Source organism: Serratia sp. YC16 (assembly GCF_009707615.1).
Taxonomy (GTDB): domain Bacteria; phylum Pseudomonadota; class Gammaproteobacteria; order Enterobacterales; family Enterobacteriaceae; genus Serratia; species Serratia surfactantfaciens.
In genome coordinates this window covers 144,237-159,708 of record NZ_WLYN01000001.1, presented here as the reverse complement: position 1 = coordinate 159,708, position 15,472 = coordinate 144,237, and the positions used below count along the sequence as shown (strand labels likewise).

General features: G+C 62.1%; 15 protein-coding genes. 10 read left to right on the top strand and 5 right to left on the bottom strand.

Going from position 1 to position 15,472, the window contains the following annotated elements; all coding sequences use genetic code 11:
• The first annotated feature begins 137 nt into the window (after positions 1 to 137).
• Positions 138 to 1,757 carry a maltose/glucose-specific PTS transporter subunit IIBC gene (gene malX / locus GKN89_RS00795; RefSeq protein ID WP_019455936.1) on the top strand — a complete coding sequence of 540 codons (1,620 nt, stop codon included), beginning with the start codon at positions 138 to 140 and terminating at the stop codon, positions 1,755 to 1,757.
• Entirely contained in the window at positions 1,750 to 2,931 is a 1,182-nt protein-coding gene (locus GKN89_RS00790) for a MalY/PatB family protein (protein WP_154746151.1), read from the top strand. The genes malX and GKN89_RS00790 overlap by 8 nt, the downstream gene beginning before the upstream one ends.
• Before the next feature lie 32 nt (positions 2,932 to 2,963).
• Here GKN89_RS00790 and GKN89_RS00785 read toward each other — a convergent pair whose 3' ends face one another.
• Positions 2,964 to 3,332: an NUDIX hydrolase gene (locus GKN89_RS00785; protein ID WP_154746150.1), complete on the bottom strand. Its 369-nt coding sequence runs from the start codon at positions 3,330 to 3,332 to the stop codon at positions 2,964 to 2,966.
• On the bottom strand, positions 3,329 to 3,925 hold the full coding sequence (locus GKN89_RS00780; RefSeq protein WP_063919382.1) for an NUDIX domain-containing protein: 597 nt from the start codon (positions 3,923 to 3,925) through the stop codon (positions 3,329 to 3,331). Before GKN89_RS00780 ends, GKN89_RS00785 begins: the two co-directional genes overlap by 4 nt.
• 97 nt (positions 3,926 to 4,022) lie before the next feature.
• Between GKN89_RS00780 and GKN89_RS00775 the strand changes: the two genes are divergently transcribed.
• The 3 genes from GKN89_RS00775 to GKN89_RS00765 all read left to right on the top strand — a co-directional run bounded on the left by GKN89_RS00775 (position 4,023) and on the right by GKN89_RS00765 (position 6,568).
• Positions 4,023 to 4,778, top strand: coding sequence for a DeoR/GlpR family DNA-binding transcription regulator (locus GKN89_RS00775; protein WP_025159715.1), 756 nt, complete (start codon positions 4,023 to 4,025; stop codon positions 4,776 to 4,778).
• Positions 4,779 to 4,913: 135 nt separating this feature from the next.
• Positions 4,914 to 5,912, top strand: coding sequence for an adenosine deaminase (add, locus tag GKN89_RS00770; RefSeq protein WP_019455941.1), 999 nt, complete (start codon positions 4,914 to 4,916; stop codon positions 5,910 to 5,912).
• 110 nt (positions 5,913 to 6,022) lie between these two features.
• Complete coding sequence (locus tag GKN89_RS00765; RefSeq protein ID WP_074054333.1) at positions 6,023 to 6,568, top strand: AAA family ATPase; 546 nt, start codon at positions 6,023 to 6,025, stop codon at positions 6,566 to 6,568.
• An 11-nt stretch (positions 6,569 to 6,579) separates the two neighbouring features.
• Here GKN89_RS00765 and GKN89_RS00760 read toward each other — a convergent pair whose 3' ends face one another.
• Together GKN89_RS00760 and GKN89_RS00755 are read right to left on the bottom strand one after the other, a co-directional pair.
• A complete protein-coding gene (locus tag GKN89_RS00760; RefSeq protein WP_019455943.1) occupies positions 6,580 to 7,584 on the bottom strand; it encodes a bile acid:sodium symporter family protein in 1,005 nt (334 codons plus the stop codon).
• Positions 7,585 to 7,659: 75 nt separating this feature from the next.
• Positions 7,660 to 8,700 (bottom strand): oxidoreductase, encoded by a 1,041-nt coding sequence (locus GKN89_RS00755; protein ID WP_154746149.1) that lies wholly within the window; start codon positions 8,698 to 8,700, stop codon positions 7,660 to 7,662.
• A 235-nt stretch (positions 8,701 to 8,935) separates the two neighbouring features.
• On the opposite strand from GKN89_RS00755, the gene GKN89_RS00750 reads away from it, so the two are divergent.
• The 4 genes from GKN89_RS00750 (at position 8,936) to rsxC (ending at position 13,087) form a co-directional block, all read left to right on the top strand.
• A complete protein-coding gene (locus tag GKN89_RS00750; protein ID WP_019455945.1) occupies positions 8,936 to 9,376 on the top strand; it encodes a DUF2569 domain-containing protein in 441 nt (146 codons plus the stop codon).
• A gap of 135 nt (positions 9,377 to 9,511) precedes the next feature.
• Positions 9,512 to 10,093, top strand: a complete 582-nt coding sequence (gene rsxA / locus GKN89_RS00745) for an electron transport complex subunit RsxA (RefSeq protein ID WP_004938443.1) — start codon at positions 9,512 to 9,514, stop codon at positions 10,091 to 10,093.
• Positions 10,093 to 10,665 (top strand): electron transport complex subunit RsxB, encoded by a 573-nt coding sequence (gene rsxB, locus GKN89_RS00740; RefSeq protein ID WP_004938428.1) that lies wholly within the window; start codon positions 10,093 to 10,095, stop codon positions 10,663 to 10,665. Before rsxA ends, rsxB begins: the two co-directional genes overlap by 1 nt.
• Positions 10,658 to 13,087, top strand: a complete 2,430-nt coding sequence (gene rsxC / locus GKN89_RS00735) for an electron transport complex subunit RsxC (protein ID WP_154746148.1) — start codon at positions 10,658 to 10,660, stop codon at positions 13,085 to 13,087. The genes rsxB and rsxC overlap by 8 nt, the downstream gene beginning before the upstream one ends.
• A gap of 33 nt (positions 13,088 to 13,120) precedes the next feature.
• Here rsxC and GKN89_RS00730 read toward each other — a convergent pair whose 3' ends face one another.
• Positions 13,121 to 14,014 (bottom strand): helix-turn-helix domain-containing protein, encoded by an 894-nt coding sequence (locus GKN89_RS00730; protein WP_019455948.1) that lies wholly within the window; start codon positions 14,012 to 14,014, stop codon positions 13,121 to 13,123.
• A 365-nt stretch (positions 14,015 to 14,379) separates the two neighbouring features.
• Between GKN89_RS00730 and rsxD the strand changes: the two genes are divergently transcribed.
• Complete coding sequence (gene rsxD / locus GKN89_RS00725) at positions 14,380 to 15,465, top strand: electron transport complex subunit RsxD (RefSeq protein ID WP_154746147.1); 1,086 nt, start codon at positions 14,380 to 14,382, stop codon at positions 15,463 to 15,465.
• Positions 15,466 to 15,472 lie beyond the last annotated feature (7 nt).

Genomic DNA, 15,472 nt, shown 5'->3' with positions numbered 1-15,472 from the left:
ACCGCCGCATTGTTGCCAAAAAGCGGGCGGCAAATTTGTGATTAACGGCGCATTTTTGCTAGGTAAAACGTTTTATCTTCTTTTTACCTAATCAGCAGTCCCCTTTTTGCTCGTCTTTTCGCCAGGAGAAGTCGGTTATGTCAGCAGCCAACAAACCAAAAATCACCCTCTGGGAGTTCTTCCAGAGCCTGGGCAAAACGTTCATGTTGCCCGTCGCCTTGCTCTCTTTCTGCGGCATCATGCTGGGGATCGGCAGCTCGCTGAGCAGCCGCGATGTGATCACCCTGATGCCGTTTATCGGCCATCCGATCTTCCAGCTGATCTTCACCTGGATGAGCAAGATAGGCTCCTTCGCCTTCAGCTTCCTGCCGGTGATGTTCGCCATCGCCATTCCGCTGGGCATGGCGCGCGAGAACAAGGGCGTGGCCGCGTTCTCCGGCTTCGTCGGCTTCGCCGTGCTGAATCTGGCCACCAACTTCTATCTGACCGCCGCCGGCGTGCTGCCCAGCAGCGATCCGTTGGTGCTGAAGGCCAACAACATCCAGAACATTCTCGGCATTCAGTCGATCGACACCGGCATCCTTGGCGCGGTGATCGTCGGTATCATCGTGTATCTGCTGCATGAGCGTTTCCACACCATCCGCCTGCCGGACGCGCTGGCGTTCTTCGGCGGCACCCGCTTCGTGCCGATCGTGACCACCGTGGTGCTGGGCCTGTGCGGCCTGGTGATCCCGTTGATCTGGCCGTGGTTCGCCGCCGGCATTAACGGCCTGGGCCGCGTCATCAACGGCGCCGGCATCTTCGGGCCGATGATTTTCGGCACCGGCGAACGCCTGCTGCTGCCGTTCGGCCTGCATCACATTCTGGTGGCGCTGATCCGCTTTACCGAAGCGGGCGGCACGCTGGACGTTTGCGGCCACAGCGTCAGCGGCGCCCTGACCATCTTCCAGGCCCAGCTCTCCTGCCCGACCACCACCGGCTTTGCCGAAAGCGCCACCCGCTTCCTGTCGCAGGGCAAAATGCCGGCGTTCCTCGGTGGCCTGCCGGGCGCGGCGCTGGCAATGTACCACTGTGCCAAACCGGAGAACCGCCATAAAATCAAAGGGCTGTTGATCTCCGGCGTGGTAGCCTGCGTGGTCGGCGGCACCACCGAACCGATCGAGTTCCTGTTCCTGTTCGTCGCGCCGTTCCTCTATCTGATCCACGCGCTGCTCACCGGGTTGGGCTTTACCGTGATGGCGCTGCTGGGTGTGACCATCGGCAACACCGACGGCAACATCATCGATTTCGTGGTGTTCGGCATTCTGCACGGCACCGCCACCAAGTGGTATCTGGTGCCGGTGGTGGCCGCCGTCTGGTTCGTCGGCTATTACGCCATTTTCCGCTTCGCTATCCAGCGCTTTAACATTAAAACGCCGGGCCGCGAGAGCGACAGCGCCGCCAGCCAGAGCGCGCCGAGCGGCGCAGTGGGCAAATCCGGCTACAATGCGCCGGCGATTTTGGCGGCGCTCGGCGGCCCGGATAACATCATCACGCTGGACAACTGCATCACCCGCCTGCGCCTGTCGGTCAACGACATGAGCCGCGTGGACGATGCCGCGCTGAAGGCCAACCGCGCCATCGGCGTGGTGCATCTCAACGAACATAATCTGCAGGTGGTGATCGGCCCGCAGGTGCAATCGGTGAAGGATGAATTAGACTCACTGATAGCCACGGCGCAACCTGCCGCGGCGCTGCAGGGAGCCACCCATGTTTGATTTCTCCACCCCGATCGACCGCCACGGCACCTGGTGCACCCAGTGGGACTACATCGCCGATCGTTTCGGCAGCGCCGATCTGCTGCCGTTCACCATCTCCGATATGGACTTCGCCACCGCGCCGTGCATTCTCGAGGCGCTGCAGCAACGCCTGCAGCACGGCGTGCTGGGCTACAGCCGCTGGCAGCACGAGGATTTTCTCGGCGCGCTGCGCCACTGGTATCAGCAACGTTTCAACACCGCTGTCGACACCGCAACGGCGGTGTACGGCCCTTCCGTTATCTACATGGCGGCGCAGCTGATCCGCCAATGGTCCGTGCCGGGCGACTACGTGGTGACCCATACTCCGGCCTACGACGCCTTCTACAAGGTGATCCTCGCCAACCAGCGCCAGCTGCTGGCCTGTCCGCTGCAAAAAGCCGGCGACGACTGGCGCTGCGACATGGCGCACCTTGAGGCGTTGCTGGCGCGGCCGCAAACCAAGATCCTGCTGCTGTGCAGCCCGCACAACCCCACCGGCAAGGTATGGCGCCGCGAAGAGCTGCAGCAGATGGCCGAACTGTGCGAGCGCCACGACGTGAGGGTGATCAGCGATGAGATCCACATGGACATGGTATGGGGCGAACTCCACCATACGCCGTGGAGCCAGGTGGCGACCGGCGCCTGGGCAGTGCTGACCTCCGGCTCCAAGAGTTTCAATATTCCGGCGCTGACCGGCGCCTACGGTTTTATCAGCGACGACGCCAGCCGCGAAGCCTACTTCCAGCAGCTCAAATCCCGCGACGGCCTCTCCTCGCCGGCGGTGCTGGCGGTGGCGGCGCACGTGGCCGCCTATCGTCACGGCGAACCCTGGCTGGATGCGCTGCGAGACTATCTGCAGGATAATCTGACCTACGTCGCCGAACGGCTGGCGGAGGCTTTTCCCGCGCTGGGCTGGCGCCCGCCGCAGGCCACCTACCTGGCCTGGATCGATCTGCGGCCGCTGGCCATTGACGATCGCGCGCTGCAGCAGGCGCTGATCGAGCGTGAAAAGGTGGCGATCATGCCGGGCTTCACCTACGGCGAGGAAGGCCGCGGGTTCCTGCGCCTCAACGCCGGCTGCCCGCGCGGCAAGCTGGAGGCCGGCATGGATAAGCTGATCGCCGGGTTGAGGTTTGTCCTGAACGAAAAATAACGCGAGGGGGCGAGCCTGCGCCCGCCCCTGCGTTATGCCGGTACGGCCGGGATCTCCTCCAGATGACGATAGACCGTCAATCCCCACTCCTTGGCCAACCGCACGTCGTTATCGGCCCCCGTAGACAGCCCTTCGATGCGATACACCGCCTGACACTGCGCAATCAACCGGTGAGCCACCGGGTAGAGAAACGCCTCGCTCACCGCATCGCCAAGTTGGGTGGAACCCGCCGCAGCCGCCAGAGGCAGCGCCAACCATTCGCCGATCACCGGTACGTGTCCCCGCAGATAGACCGCCAGCGCCGCCTGTTCCAGGCGCGCCAGATTGGCGGCGATGCGCGCCGGATCGCCCTCGGTGCCGCTGCGATAGGGGCCGGCGATCAAAATTTGTTGGGCCTTCATGGTTCTTCCTCCAGCATCCGATTCAAAGCGACAAACTGCAGCAGCATGATGGTTTTGGCGTCAACGATCGCGCCTTGACGAATCGCCTGCAGGGCCTGCGTCAGCGGCAACTCGATAACCTCCAGATCTTCGCCCTCCGCCGCCACCCCGCCGCCCTCGTTGATGCGGTCGGCCGCCTGATATTCGCCGACGAAAAAGTGCAGTTTCTCGGTGACCGAGCCGGGGCTCATGTACGCCTCGAACACTTTCTCCACGTTCTGCACGAAATAGCCGGTTTCCTCTTCGGCTTCTGCGCGAATGCGCGCCTCAGGAGACGCGTCGTCCAATAACCCGGCGGCAGCTTCAATCAACATGCCGTCATGGCCGTTGACGAAGACCGGAAAGCGAAACTGGCGCGTCAGGATCACCGTCTTCGCCTGCCGGTTGAACAGCAAAATGGTGGCGCCGTCACCGCGATCGTAAGTCTCGCGGCTCTGCCGCTGCCAGACGCCGTCGCGCCGCAGAAAATCAAAGGTGGTTTTTTTCAGCAGATACCAGTCATCGGACAACACCCGGGTTTCGACAATGCGGACTCGGTCTTTGGTGGCAATCATGGTTTTTCTCCGCCATAGGAAGGAAATTGATACTATCGTGCAGTTTCGTGTATTATCAAGATATTTCGTGCAAAGCAAATTTGAGGGGAAAATGGCCATGTTGACCAGCCAGCGCAAGAAAATCATCCTGGAAAAACTGGCTCAGGACGGCCAGGTGTTGGCCAAGCAACTCAGCGAGCTGTTCGGGCTGTCGGAAGACACTGTCCGGCGCGATCTGCGCGAACTGGACGCAGAGGGGTTATTGCAGCGGGTACACGGCGGCGCCCTGCCGGTTTCTTCCGCCATCGCCAGCTTCGCCGAACGCAATCACTTGGAATCCGGCGCCAAACGCGCGATCGCCAAAGCGGCGGCGGCGTTGATCGCCCCCGGCCAGGTGGTGATCATCGATGGTGGCACCACTTCCGCCGAGTTGGTCAGGCAACTGCCGGCCAACCTCAACGCCACCGTCGTCACCCACAGCCCCAGCGTCGCCGTAGGTTTGGCCGATCACCCCACGGTGGAGGTGATCCTGATCGGCGGCCGGCTGTATAAGCATTCGATCGTTAGCGTCGGCGCCGCCGCGGTGGAAGCGATGTCGCATATCCGCGCCGATATCTATTTTATGGGCGTAACCGGCGTACACCCCACTGCGGGGCTGAGCACCGGCGATCTGGAAGAAGCCTACATCAAGCGCGCGCTGGCGGCCCGTGCGGCGGAAACCGTCGTGCTGGCCTCTGCCGCCAAACTCAATGCCGCCTCACAATATGCGATCGGCGATATTACGTTGGCGCACACCGTCATCGTTGAACGCGCCACCGACGACGCATTGATCGCGCCGTTGCAGCAGGCGGGCATCAGCGTGTTGAAGGCCTGAATGAGGGTGATAATGCGCTATCCCTGGGATTATTTGTGATGTAAGTCACTTTTTTATGCAACGCAATGGCAAGTTTCATCCATTTGTTTTTATACTGTTCTGCACTTTACCTACGATAATCAGCGAGTGCCCAGCATGATCGATCCCCGCCTTCCGCTTACCGATATTCACCGCCATCTCGACGGCAACATCCGCGCGCAGACGATTCTCGACCTCGGTCGCCAGTTCAATCTCGCCCTGCCGGCCAACGATTTGGAGAGCCTGCGCCCGCACGTGCAGATCACCCACGCTGAACCGGATCTGGTCAGCTTCCTGCAGAAACTGGACTGGGGTGTGGCGGTGCTGGGCGATCTGGACGCCTGCCGCCGGGTGGCTTATGAAAACGTCGAGGATGCCGCCAATGCCGGCCTGCACTACGCCGAGCTGCGCTTTTCCCCTTACTACATGGCGATGAAGCACCAGCTGCCGGTCGCCGGCGTGGTGGAAGCGGTGATCGACGGGATCCGTTCGGGCTGCCGCGATCGCGACATCGACATTCGCCTGATCGGCATCATGAGCCGCACCTTTGGCGAGGCTGCCTGTCTGCAGGAGCTGGAAGGACTGCTGGCGCACCGCGACGGCATTACCGCGTTGGATTTGGCGGGCGATGAGCTGGGCTTCCCCGGCAGCCTGTTCCTCAACCACTTCAACCGCGCGCGCGACGCCGGTCTGCGCATCACCGTACACGCGGGCGAAGCCGCCGGCCCGGAAAGCATCTGGCAGGCGATCCGCGAGCTGGGCGCCGAGCGTATCGGCCACGGGGTGAAAGCGGTCGAAGATCCGGCGCTGATGGACTTCCTGGCGGAACATGGCATCGGCATCGAGTCCTGCCTGACCTCCAACATCCAGACCAGCACCGTGCCATCACTGGCGCAGCATCCGCTGGCCACCTTCCTGCGCCACGGCGTGCTGGCGTCGATCAACACCGACGATCCGGCGGTTCAGGGCATCGAGATCGAGCACGAATACCGCGTCGCCGCGCCGCAGGCCGGGCTGACGCCGGAAGAAATCCGCACCGCGCAGGAAAACGGCCTCAAGCTGGCGTTCCTCAGCGAGCAGGAAAAACAGGCGCTGCGCGCCAAAGTTCAGGGTTAAATCCCCCCAAGGCGCCAAACGGCGCCTTCTTCTCACCTCCCGTTTTCTTCCGCCTGCCCGTCTTTCTCGCTGTTTTCATCCATAACTCTGACGCAATAGAGGAATTCCGTATGTCTGACAAACTACGCCGCATCGTGCTGACCGGCGGCCCGGGTTCGGGCAAAAGCACGCTCATCGACGTTCTCCATCGCCGCGGTTACCCGCATTCGCAGGAGGCGGGTCGGGCGATTATTCAGGATCAGGTGAGTATTGGCGGCAATGCGCTGCCATGGGGCGATCGCCAGGCTTTCGCCGAGCGGATGCTGGATTGGGAACTGCGTTCATGGCGGGAAGCGACGGGCGCAACATGCTGGTTCTTCGATCGCGGCCTGCCGGATATCGCCGGTTACCTGACGCTGTGCGGATTATCGATCCCCGCTCCCTTAACGGCGGCGGTCGCCGATTTTCGCTATGCCGATACGGTGTTCATCGCCCCACCATGGCGAGCGATCTACGCGCAGGACAGCGAGAGAAAACAATCTTTCGCCGAAGCCGAGCAGACCTACCAAGCGATGGTGGCCGTCTACCGCCGATCGGGTTATCGACTGCAGGAACTGCCGCGTGCCTCACCCGACGAGCGCGCCGACTTTCTGCTCGACGCGCTGGGCTGCCGCTAGCGGCCTACGGTCTATTTGGTCGCCAGCGCCTCGGCCTGCTCCCGCTGTTTGGCGGTTTTGCGCGCATAGCGCTGCGCCAACACCGCACACACCATCAGTTGAACCTGGTGGAAAATCATCAGAGGCAGCACCATGGCGCCCACCGCCGCAGCCGGGAACAGCACATTGGCCATCGGAATGCCATTCGCCAGACTCTTTTTCGAGCCGCAGAACACGATGGTGATCTCGTCGGCGGTGTTGAAGCCCAGCCAGCGCGCCGCGTAGGTATTGATCACCAACACCACCGTCAACAGCACCAGCGACATCACCAGAATGGTCAACAGCGACCAGCCGTCGATGCGATGCCAAATGCCTTCCACCACCGCCGCGCTGAACGCGGTGTAGACGACCAGCAGGATCGACGAGCGGTCGGTCAGATTGATGAGCTTGCGATGGCGATCGACCCACTTGCCGATCAGCGGCCGCGCCAGGTGGCCGACCACAAACGGCACCATCAATTGCAGAATGATCGAACCGATGGCGTGCAGTACGTCGGTATTGCCGCCCTGGGTATGCATCAACGCCCCCACCAGCAGCGGCGACAGAAACACGCCAAGAATGCTCGACGCCGAGGCGCTGCAAATCGCCGCCGCCACGTTGCCGCCCGCCGCCGAAGTAAAGGCGATGGCAGACTGCACCGTAGCCGGCAGCGCGCACAGATAGAGGAAGCCGAGATAGACCGTCGGCGTCATGACGCCCGGCACCAGCAGGTTCATCGCCAGCCCGAGCAGCGGGAACAGCGCAAAGGTGCTGAGGAACACCAGCAGATGCAGCTTCCAGTGGCTCATGCCGGCAACGATCGCCTCGCGCGACAGCTTGGCGCCGTGCATAAAGAACAGCAGCGCGATGGCGGCGGTGGTCAGGTGTTCGAAGAAGGTTTTCCAGATGCCTTCGCAGGGGAACAGCGAGGCGACGATCACCACCAAAATCAGAACCAGTAAAAATTTATCAATGCGCAAACGCTGCAACCAGGACATGAAACGGATTTCCTTGCACCTAACATCATGAAAAGGCCCGGCGTTGTGCGCCGAGCCGCTGAGAAACGGACGGGATCAGGCCACCGGCAGCGCCTGCTGCAGCCGGGCTGATTCCAACCCCAGTTCGATCAACGCCATCACCGCGATGGCATCGGCGGCCGGCACCGGATTTTCAGCGATGCCGGCGATGGCGTCGCGCACCGCGGCGTAATAAGCCGGGTAATTGCCGGGAATATTGAGCAGCGGCTGTTCCGCCAGCAGATCGCCACGTGACAGCGTCACTACACCATCGCGCATGTCATAGCCCCAGTCGGCCTGCGGCAGGCGCTCGCCGGCCTTCAGTCGGTCTTCCTGCGGATCCAGGCCATATTTGACATAGCTGCCGCGGGTGCCGTGCACCACATAACGCGGGCTCTCCGCCGCCGCCAGCATGCTGGCGTGCAGCACCACGCGCCGATCGCCATAGTTCAGCAGCGCGTGGAAATAGTCCACCGCCTGCGCCCCCGGCCGCAGCTCACCCAGATCGACAAACAGCCGGTCGGGCTTGCCGAATAATTGCAGCGCCTGATCGAGCAGATGCGGCCCCAAATCGAACCAGATGCCGCTGCCGACGCCGCCCTGTTCGCGCCAGCGCTGACGCACCTGCGGCCGGTAGCGATCGAAGTGCGATTCGAAGTACACCACCTCGCCCAGCGAACCGTCGTTCAGCAACGCTTTAAGGGTCAGGAAATCGCTGTCCCAGCGACGGTTGTGGAACACCGACAGCAGTAAACCGCTCTGCTGCGCCTGCTGTTGCAGCGTCTGAGCTTGTGACAGCGTCACGGTGAAGGGTTTATCCACCACCACATGCTTGCCGGCGGCCAGCGCCTGTTGCGCCAGCGGGAAATGGGTGTCATTAGGGGTGGGAATCACGATCAAATCGAGGGTCGGATCGGCGAACAGCGCCTGCGCATCGCCCACCACCGTCATCGACGGCCAGTCGGCGTGCACTTTGCCGGCATCGCTGCTGGAGACGGCCGCCAGCTCCAGCCCCGGCGTGCCGGCGATCAGCGGCGCATGAAAGGTTTTGCCGGCGTAGCCGTAACCGACCAGCCCGACACGAATTTTCTCAGCCATGGAATTTCCTCTTGCAGGCTCACGACAGACCCTTTCGATTTGACACCATGCGGCCGGATGGAACAAGAAGTAAATGAGATGTTAATTCGACACGGGGGACGCCCCGGCGCCGGAGTGGCCAAACGTGCGGCCCGGCGCCGCAATGCCGGGCTATCTGGTTGATAGGGATGACGAAGCCGCTATTACCCGCTAAGCTATGCCGCCTGTGATCCCCGTTTCAATCAGGAAGCCGTTTATGTCTCAAGCTGAATACTCTCGTATCGGCGGTTGGTTGTTGGCCCCGATGGCCTATCTGATCGTCACCCTGCTCAGCGCCAGCCTGATGCTGCTCCTGTACGCCATGGCGATCTTCATGCCCGAATCGCGCGACTATCTGCTGACCAACGCCCAGGCGTTTACCCTGCAGTGGTATTTTTCGGTGCTGACCACGCTCTTGATGTGGTGCTTCACCCTGTGGCTGCTGTGGCTGTTTTGCCAACGCTCGCAGCGCTTCCCCAAACTGTTCCTGCTGTGGCTGCTGATAACCGTGCTCCTGGCGGTGAAAGCCTTCGCCTTCGCGCCGGTGCCGGACGAAGTGGCGGTGCGCAGCCTCGGCTGGCCGTTGCTGATGGCGGCGCTGCTGGTGCCTTACATCAAGCGTTCGCAGCGGGTTAAAGGTACCTTTACCGAGCGTTAATGGCGCTTGCAGCACGTTTTATTGGGTGATTTGTGTAAATTTTCACCAAAAAAGGCAATACCCCTGCGATTCATATGTTGTCGTCCGGCCGCCGATTCCCGATAATAGGCGGCTTTTATTTTTTTAGGCATCGCAATGACCGAATACCTGCTCCTGTTTGTCGGCACCGTACTGGTGAACAACTTCGTTCTGGTGAAGTTTCTTGGCCTGTGCCCGTTCCTCGGCGTTTCCAAGAAGCTGGAAAGCGCCATCGGCATGGGAATGGCCACCACCTTCGTCATGACGCTGGCCTCCGTCAGCGCCTGGGTGATCAACACCTTTATTCTGGTTCCGCTGGATCTGGTGTATCTGCGCACGCTCTCCTTCATTCTGGTGATCGCCGTCGTGGTGCAGTTCACCGAGATGGTGGTGCGCAAGACCAGCCCGGCGCTCTACCGCCTGCTGGGCATCTTCCTGCCGCTGATCACCACCAACTGCGCGGTGCTTGGCGTGGCGTTGCTTAACGTTAACCTCGGCTATAACTTCCTGCAGTCCGCCGTTTACGGCTTCAGCGCAGCCGCCGGTTTCTCGCTGGTGATGGTGCTGTTCGCCGCCATCCGCGAACGTCTGGCGGTCGCCGACGTGCCGGCGCCGTTCCGCGGCTCCTCGATCGCGCTGATCACCGCCGGGCTGATGTCGCTGGCCTTTATGGGCTTTACCGGGCTGGTGAAATTCTAATGACTGCGTTGTGGATAGCTATCGCGGCTTTAAGCGCGCTCGGGCTGCTGTTCGGACTGGTGCTGGGCTACGCCGCGCGCCGTTTTGAGGTGGAAGAGGATCCGGTCGCCGAGCAGGTCGACGCGATCCTGCCGCAGAGCCAGTGCGGGCAGTGCGGCTACCCCGGTTGCCGCCCTTACGCCGAGGCGGTGGCCAACGGCGAGATGATCAACAAATGCGCGCCGGGCGGTGAACAGGTGATGCTGAAACTGGCGGAGCTGCTCAACGTCGAACCGCAGCCGCTGGGCAGCGAAGCCGCCGCCGAGCCGGAGCGTAAGGTGGCCTATATCGACGAGGCCAACTGCATCGGCTGTACCAAATGCATTCAGGCCTGCCCGGTGGACGCCATCGTCGGCGCCACTCGCGCCATGCACACCGTCATCACCGACCTCTGTACCGGCTGCGATCTGTGCGTCGCCCCTTGCCCTACCGACTGTATTGAAATGAGACCGGTCGCCACCACCACCGCCAACTGGAAGTGGGACATGAAGACGATCCCGGTGCAAGTTATCCACGTGGAGCAACATGCTTAATCTGTTCGCCGCCTTTAAAAAAGACCGGATCTGGGATTTCGACGGCGGGATCCATCCGCCGGAAATGAAGACTCAGTCCAGCGGTGCGCCGCTGCGTGTCGCTCCTCTGCCCAACACCTTTATCATCCCGCTGCAGCAGCATCTGGGGCCGGAAGGCGAACTGTGCGTCAACCCCGGCGATCGGGTGCTGAAAGGCCAGCCGTTGACCGTCGGCCGCGGCCGCACCGTGCCGGTGCACGCGCCCACCTCGGGCACCGTTAGCGCCATCGCGCCGCACATCACCGCCCATCCTTCCGGACTGACGGAGCTGTGCGTGATCATCGAGGCGGACGGAGAAGATCGCTGGTGCGATCGCGATCCGGTGGCGGACTATCGCCAATCGCCCGCAGCCGAGTTGATTGAGCGTATCCATCAGGCCGGCATCGCCGGTCTGGGCGGCGCCGGTTTCCCGACCGCCAGCAAACTGCATGGCGGCATGAGCGGCGTGGAAACGCTGATCCTCAACGCCGCCGAGTGCGAGCCTTACATCACCGCCGACGATCGCCTGATGCAGGAGCACGCCGACCAGATCGTTGAAGGTACGCAGATCCTGCAACACATTCTGCAGCCCAAGGTCACGCTGATCGGTATCGAAGACAACAAGCCGGAGGCGATCGCGGCGCTGAAACAGGCGCTGCGCGGCCAGTCCGGCATTGCGCTGCGCGTCATCCCCACCAAATACCCGTCCGGCGGCGCCAAGCAGCTGACCAAAATTTTGACCGGCAAGGAAGTGCCGCACGGCAAGCACTCCTCGGCTATCGGCGTACTGATGCAAAACGTCGGCACCGCCTTCGCCATCAAGCGAGCGATCGTCGACGGCGAACCGCTGATTGAGCGCGTGGTAACCCTGACCGGCGAAGCAATCGAGCGCCCGGGCAACCTGTGGGCCCGCATCGGCACGCCGGTGCAGCACCTGCTCGACTTCGTCGGTTTCCGCCCGCAGGCACAGCAAATGGTGGTGATGGGCGGCCCGCTGATGGGCTTCACCCTGCCCGCGCTGAACGTGCCGATCGTCAAGATCAGCAACTGCATTCTGGCGCCGACGGTCGATGAAATGACGCCGCAGGAGCCGGAGCAATCCTGCATTCGCTGCGGCCTGTGCGTAGACGCTTGCCCCGCCGGGCTGCTGCCGCAGCAGCTGTACTGGTTCAGCCGCGGGCAGGAGCACGACAAGGCGCGCAACCATAACCTGTTCGACTGCATCGAATGCGGCGCCTGTGCGTTCGTCTGCCCCAGCAACATTCCGTTGGTGCAGTACTACCGCCAGGAAAAGGCCGAGATCAAGGCCATCGATCTGGAAGCGGCGCGCACCGCCGAGGCCAAGGCGCGTTACGAAGCCAAACTGGCGCGCCTGGAGCGTGAAAAACTGGCGCGTGAAGAGCGACATAAAAAGGCCGCCGTCAAACTGACCGATGACGATCAGAGTGCGGTGCAGGCCGCGCTGGCGCGGGTGCGCAGCAAGAATGCCGAAGCGACGGTCATGCCGGTCGACGGCCAACAGCCGGATAACAGCGAGATGATCGCCGCCCGCGAGGCGCGTAAAGCGCAGGCGCGCGAGCGTCGCGCCCAGTTGGCAACCGAAGCGGAAACAGAAACGCCACCGGCGGCCGCCGGCGACGACGCGCGTAAAGCCGCCGTGGCCGCGGCGCTGGCCCGCGTGAAAGCCCGCAAAGAAGCGCCGGCCGCAGACGGCTCCGCCCCTGCCGCCACAGAGGACGATCCGCGTAAAGCAGCCGTTGCGGCCGCCCTGGCCCGCGTGAAAGCCAAAAAAGCGGAGCAGCAGGCTGGCACGCCACCTGAGGCGGAACCTGCCCCGGCTGCCACCGAAGAAGATCCGCGCAAGGCGGCGGTCGCGGCGGCGTTGGCACGGGTAAAAGCCAAAAAAGCCGCGCAGCAGGCGGACGCCCCGGCGGCGGCGGAACCGGCCCCGGCGGCCGCCGAGGAAGATCCGCGCAAGGCGGCGGTCGCGGCGGCGTTGGCACGTGTAAAAGCCAAAAAAGCCGCGCAGCAGGCGGACGCCCCGGCGGCGGCGGAACCGGCCCCGGCGGCCACCGAGGAAGATCCGCGCAAGGCGGCGGTTGCGGCGGCCATCGCCCGCGCCAACGCCAAGAAAGCCGCGCAGCAGGCGGTCGCCCCGGCGGCGGCGGAACCGGTCCCGGCGGCCACCGAGGAAGATCCGCGCAAGGCGGCGGTCGCGGCGGCGTTGGCACGTGTAACCGCCAAAACAGCCGCGCAGCAGGCGGACGCCCCGGCATCGGCAGAACCGGCCCCGGCTGCCGCCGAGGAAGACCCGCGCAAGGCGGCGGTTGCGGCGGCCATCGCCCGCGCCAAAGCCAAAAAAGCCGCCAGAGAATCGCTGGCGGCGGAAACGGAAGACAAATGATGACAGCGGCGCCTGGCCGAACCCGGGCGCCGTTTAATCGATAGAGATCAGGTAGGTGTAATCCACTTCAATCTGACGCAGCTTGGACTCTGGGTTCCACTCTTTGGTTTGAATGATCTCCATTTCTAAACTGCCGCGCACCTTATCCTTCAGCCCCGGCATCACATGCGACATCAGGTAACCGAAGAACTGCAGGCACTCTTTCGCCGTACCCTTGTGGTTGATGGAGATAAACTCGCGGCTTGGCAAATGGATGGTGTCTATCTGATGGTTGGAAAGAATATCCTTTCTGTGCTCAGGGTCGACCGCCATGACCAGGGTGGATGACAGCTCGTCGCCTTCCCCGGCTTGCGGGGAATAGATGCTATAAATCCGCCGGCAGTCGACATGCAGCCCCTTGAAGAAATCGTTGAAAATTTCATCCTTCATCGCCATGCAGGAGGAGTACTCCAGTTCCTGTTCCGAGGCGAAATCCAGCCGGCGCGAGAAGCCGACCAGTTGCATCTCGGGCAGCGTCAGCCGCTTCACCTCTGGATAATAGCCGGCGCCATAGCTGGCTTCGAAGTTAAAGCGCGGCATCAGGTTTTTCACGTCCCAGTGCTCCATCGAGCGATAGCGGTTGGGCGTGGTGCCGAAGCGCTGCTTGAACATGCGGGTAAAGGTCTGCTGCGAGTCAAAGCCCAGCTCGTCGGAGATGTCGATGATGGAACGGCGGGTAATGCGCAGCGCCACCGCGGCGCGCGTCAGGATGCGCGAACGGATATAGGTGGCGAGTTGAATGCCGGTAATACGCTTGAATTTACGCTGCAGATGCCACTTGGAATAGCCCGAAATACGCGCGACTTCATCCAGGTTTGGCCGTTTCTCCAGATGTATTTCCACCCACTCAATTAGCTCTTCAATAAAAAAAATATCTTCATTTGTCATTATTATGGATTCACTAACTCAATAATGTTCGCGATAGTAACCTACACGGATTATGTGAAAGTTGTTATTTTGTGCGGAAATCTGGAGAAAAATGATATCTCATTCATACGGTTACCCCGTTTTCCGTAGCCACTGGCGGCGTAAGTTCCACTGACATTTCCTCACGTTAGCCGATTTTACGGCCAAAAAAAAATCAAATCGCGCCACCCCGATCGCCGCAGGTGCGAAAAGCCGAATACCCCTATCATTAAGGCGTATTACCCTCGCATCGAATCAGGTAGAATGCTCGGCTATCATTTTTGCCGCGCCCGCTAAACGGCGCATCGAAACTGCCGCAGGCGCGGCGCAGAAGGTATCGTTACTCTATGAAGTTCAGGCCGGTATCACCCACAGCCGCCAAAGGCTTACACATCGCCAGCTCGCCTTTCACCCACAACCAGCAAAGCACCAGCCGCATTATGCTGTGGGTCATGTTGGCCTGCATTCCCGGCATCGCGGCGCAGATTTGGTTCTTCGGCTACGGCGTGCTGATTCAGGTGGCGCTGGCGGCGATCGTCGCGTTGGCCGCAGAAGGCGCGATCCTCAGGCTGCGCAAGCTGCCGGTGCGCAGCCGGCTCGCGGATAACTCCGCCCTGCTGACCGCGCTGCTGCTCGGCATCAGCCTGCCGCCGCTGGCCCCGTGGTGGATGATCGTCATCGGCACCTTCTTCGCCATCGTTATCGCCAAACAGCTGTACGGCGGCCTTGGGCAAAACCCGTTCAATCCGGCGATGGTCGGTTACGTGGTGCTGCTGATCTCCTTCCCGGTGCAAATGACCAGCTGGTTGCCGCCGGATGAACTGCGCGCCGCCGCGCTGTCGTTCCACGACGTGCTGCTGACCATTTTCAGCGGCCATACCACACAGGGCGCGACGCTGCACGAACTGCAAATGGGCGTTGACGGCATCAGCCAGGCTACCCCGCTCGACGGCTTCAAAACCGGCCTGCGCAGCGGCCACAGCGTCGAACAGGTGCTGCAGCAACCTCTGTTCGGCGGCGCGCTGGCCGGCATCGGCTGGCAGTGGGTCAACCTCGGTTTCCTGGCCGGTGGTCTGTTTATGCTGGCGCGTCGTCTGATCCATTGGCAGATCCCCTTCAGCATGTTGGCCGCCATCGCCTTCTGTTCCGGTCTGGCCTGGTGGCTCGATCCGGCGCATCAGGCATCGCCGCTGATCCACCTGTTTTCTGGCGCCAGCATGCTGGGCGCGTTCTTTATCGCCACCGATCCGGTCAGCGCCTCCACGACGCCGAAGGGCCGCCTGATCTACGGCGCGCTGATCGGCGTGCTGGTCTGGCTGATCCGCGTTTATGGCGGCTACCCTGACGGCGTGGCCTTCGCCGTGCTGTTGGCCAACATCACCGTCCCATTAATCGACCACTACACGCAGCCGCGCGTGTATGGCCATCGCTAAGGAGCCG

Bases quoted from the DNA above. Each gene is read 5' to 3' on its own strand.
- malX (WP_019455936.1), top strand. From the start codon at position 138: ATGTCAGCAGCCAACAAACCAAAAATCACCCTCTGGGAGTTCTTCCAG.
- GKN89_RS00790 (WP_154746151.1), top strand. From the start codon at position 1,750: ATGTTTGATTTCTCCACCCCGATCGACCGCCACGGCACCTGGTGCACC.
- GKN89_RS00785 (WP_154746150.1), bottom strand. From the start codon at position 3,332: ATGAAGGCCCAACAAATTTTGATCGCCGGCCCCTATCGCAGCGGCACC.
- GKN89_RS00780 (WP_063919382.1), bottom strand. From the start codon at position 3,925: ATGATTGCCACCAAAGACCGAGTCCGCATTGTCGAAACCCGGGTGTTG.
- GKN89_RS00775 (WP_025159715.1), top strand. From the start codon at position 4,023: ATGTTGACCAGCCAGCGCAAGAAAATCATCCTGGAAAAACTGGCTCAG.
- add (WP_019455941.1), top strand. From the start codon at position 4,914: ATGATCGATCCCCGCCTTCCGCTTACCGATATTCACCGCCATCTCGAC.
- GKN89_RS00765 (WP_074054333.1), top strand. From the start codon at position 6,023: ATGTCTGACAAACTACGCCGCATCGTGCTGACCGGCGGCCCGGGTTCG.
- GKN89_RS00760 (WP_019455943.1), bottom strand. From the start codon at position 7,584: ATGTCCTGGTTGCAGCGTTTGCGCATTGATAAATTTTTACTGGTTCTG.
- GKN89_RS00755 (WP_154746149.1), bottom strand. From the start codon at position 8,700: ATGGCTGAGAAAATTCGTGTCGGGCTGGTCGGTTACGGCTACGCCGGC.
- GKN89_RS00750 (WP_019455945.1), top strand. From the start codon at position 8,936: ATGTCTCAAGCTGAATACTCTCGTATCGGCGGTTGGTTGTTGGCCCCG.
- rsxA (WP_004938443.1), top strand. From the start codon at position 9,512: ATGACCGAATACCTGCTCCTGTTTGTCGGCACCGTACTGGTGAACAAC.
- rsxB (WP_004938428.1), top strand. From the start codon at position 10,093: ATGACTGCGTTGTGGATAGCTATCGCGGCTTTAAGCGCGCTCGGGCTG.
- rsxC (WP_154746148.1), top strand. From the start codon at position 10,658: ATGCTTAATCTGTTCGCCGCCTTTAAAAAAGACCGGATCTGGGATTTC.
- GKN89_RS00730 (WP_019455948.1), bottom strand. From the start codon at position 14,014: ATGACAAATGAAGATATTTTTTTTATTGAAGAGCTAATTGAGTGGGTG.
- rsxD (WP_154746147.1), top strand. From the start codon at position 14,380: ATGAAGTTCAGGCCGGTATCACCCACAGCCGCCAAAGGCTTACACATC.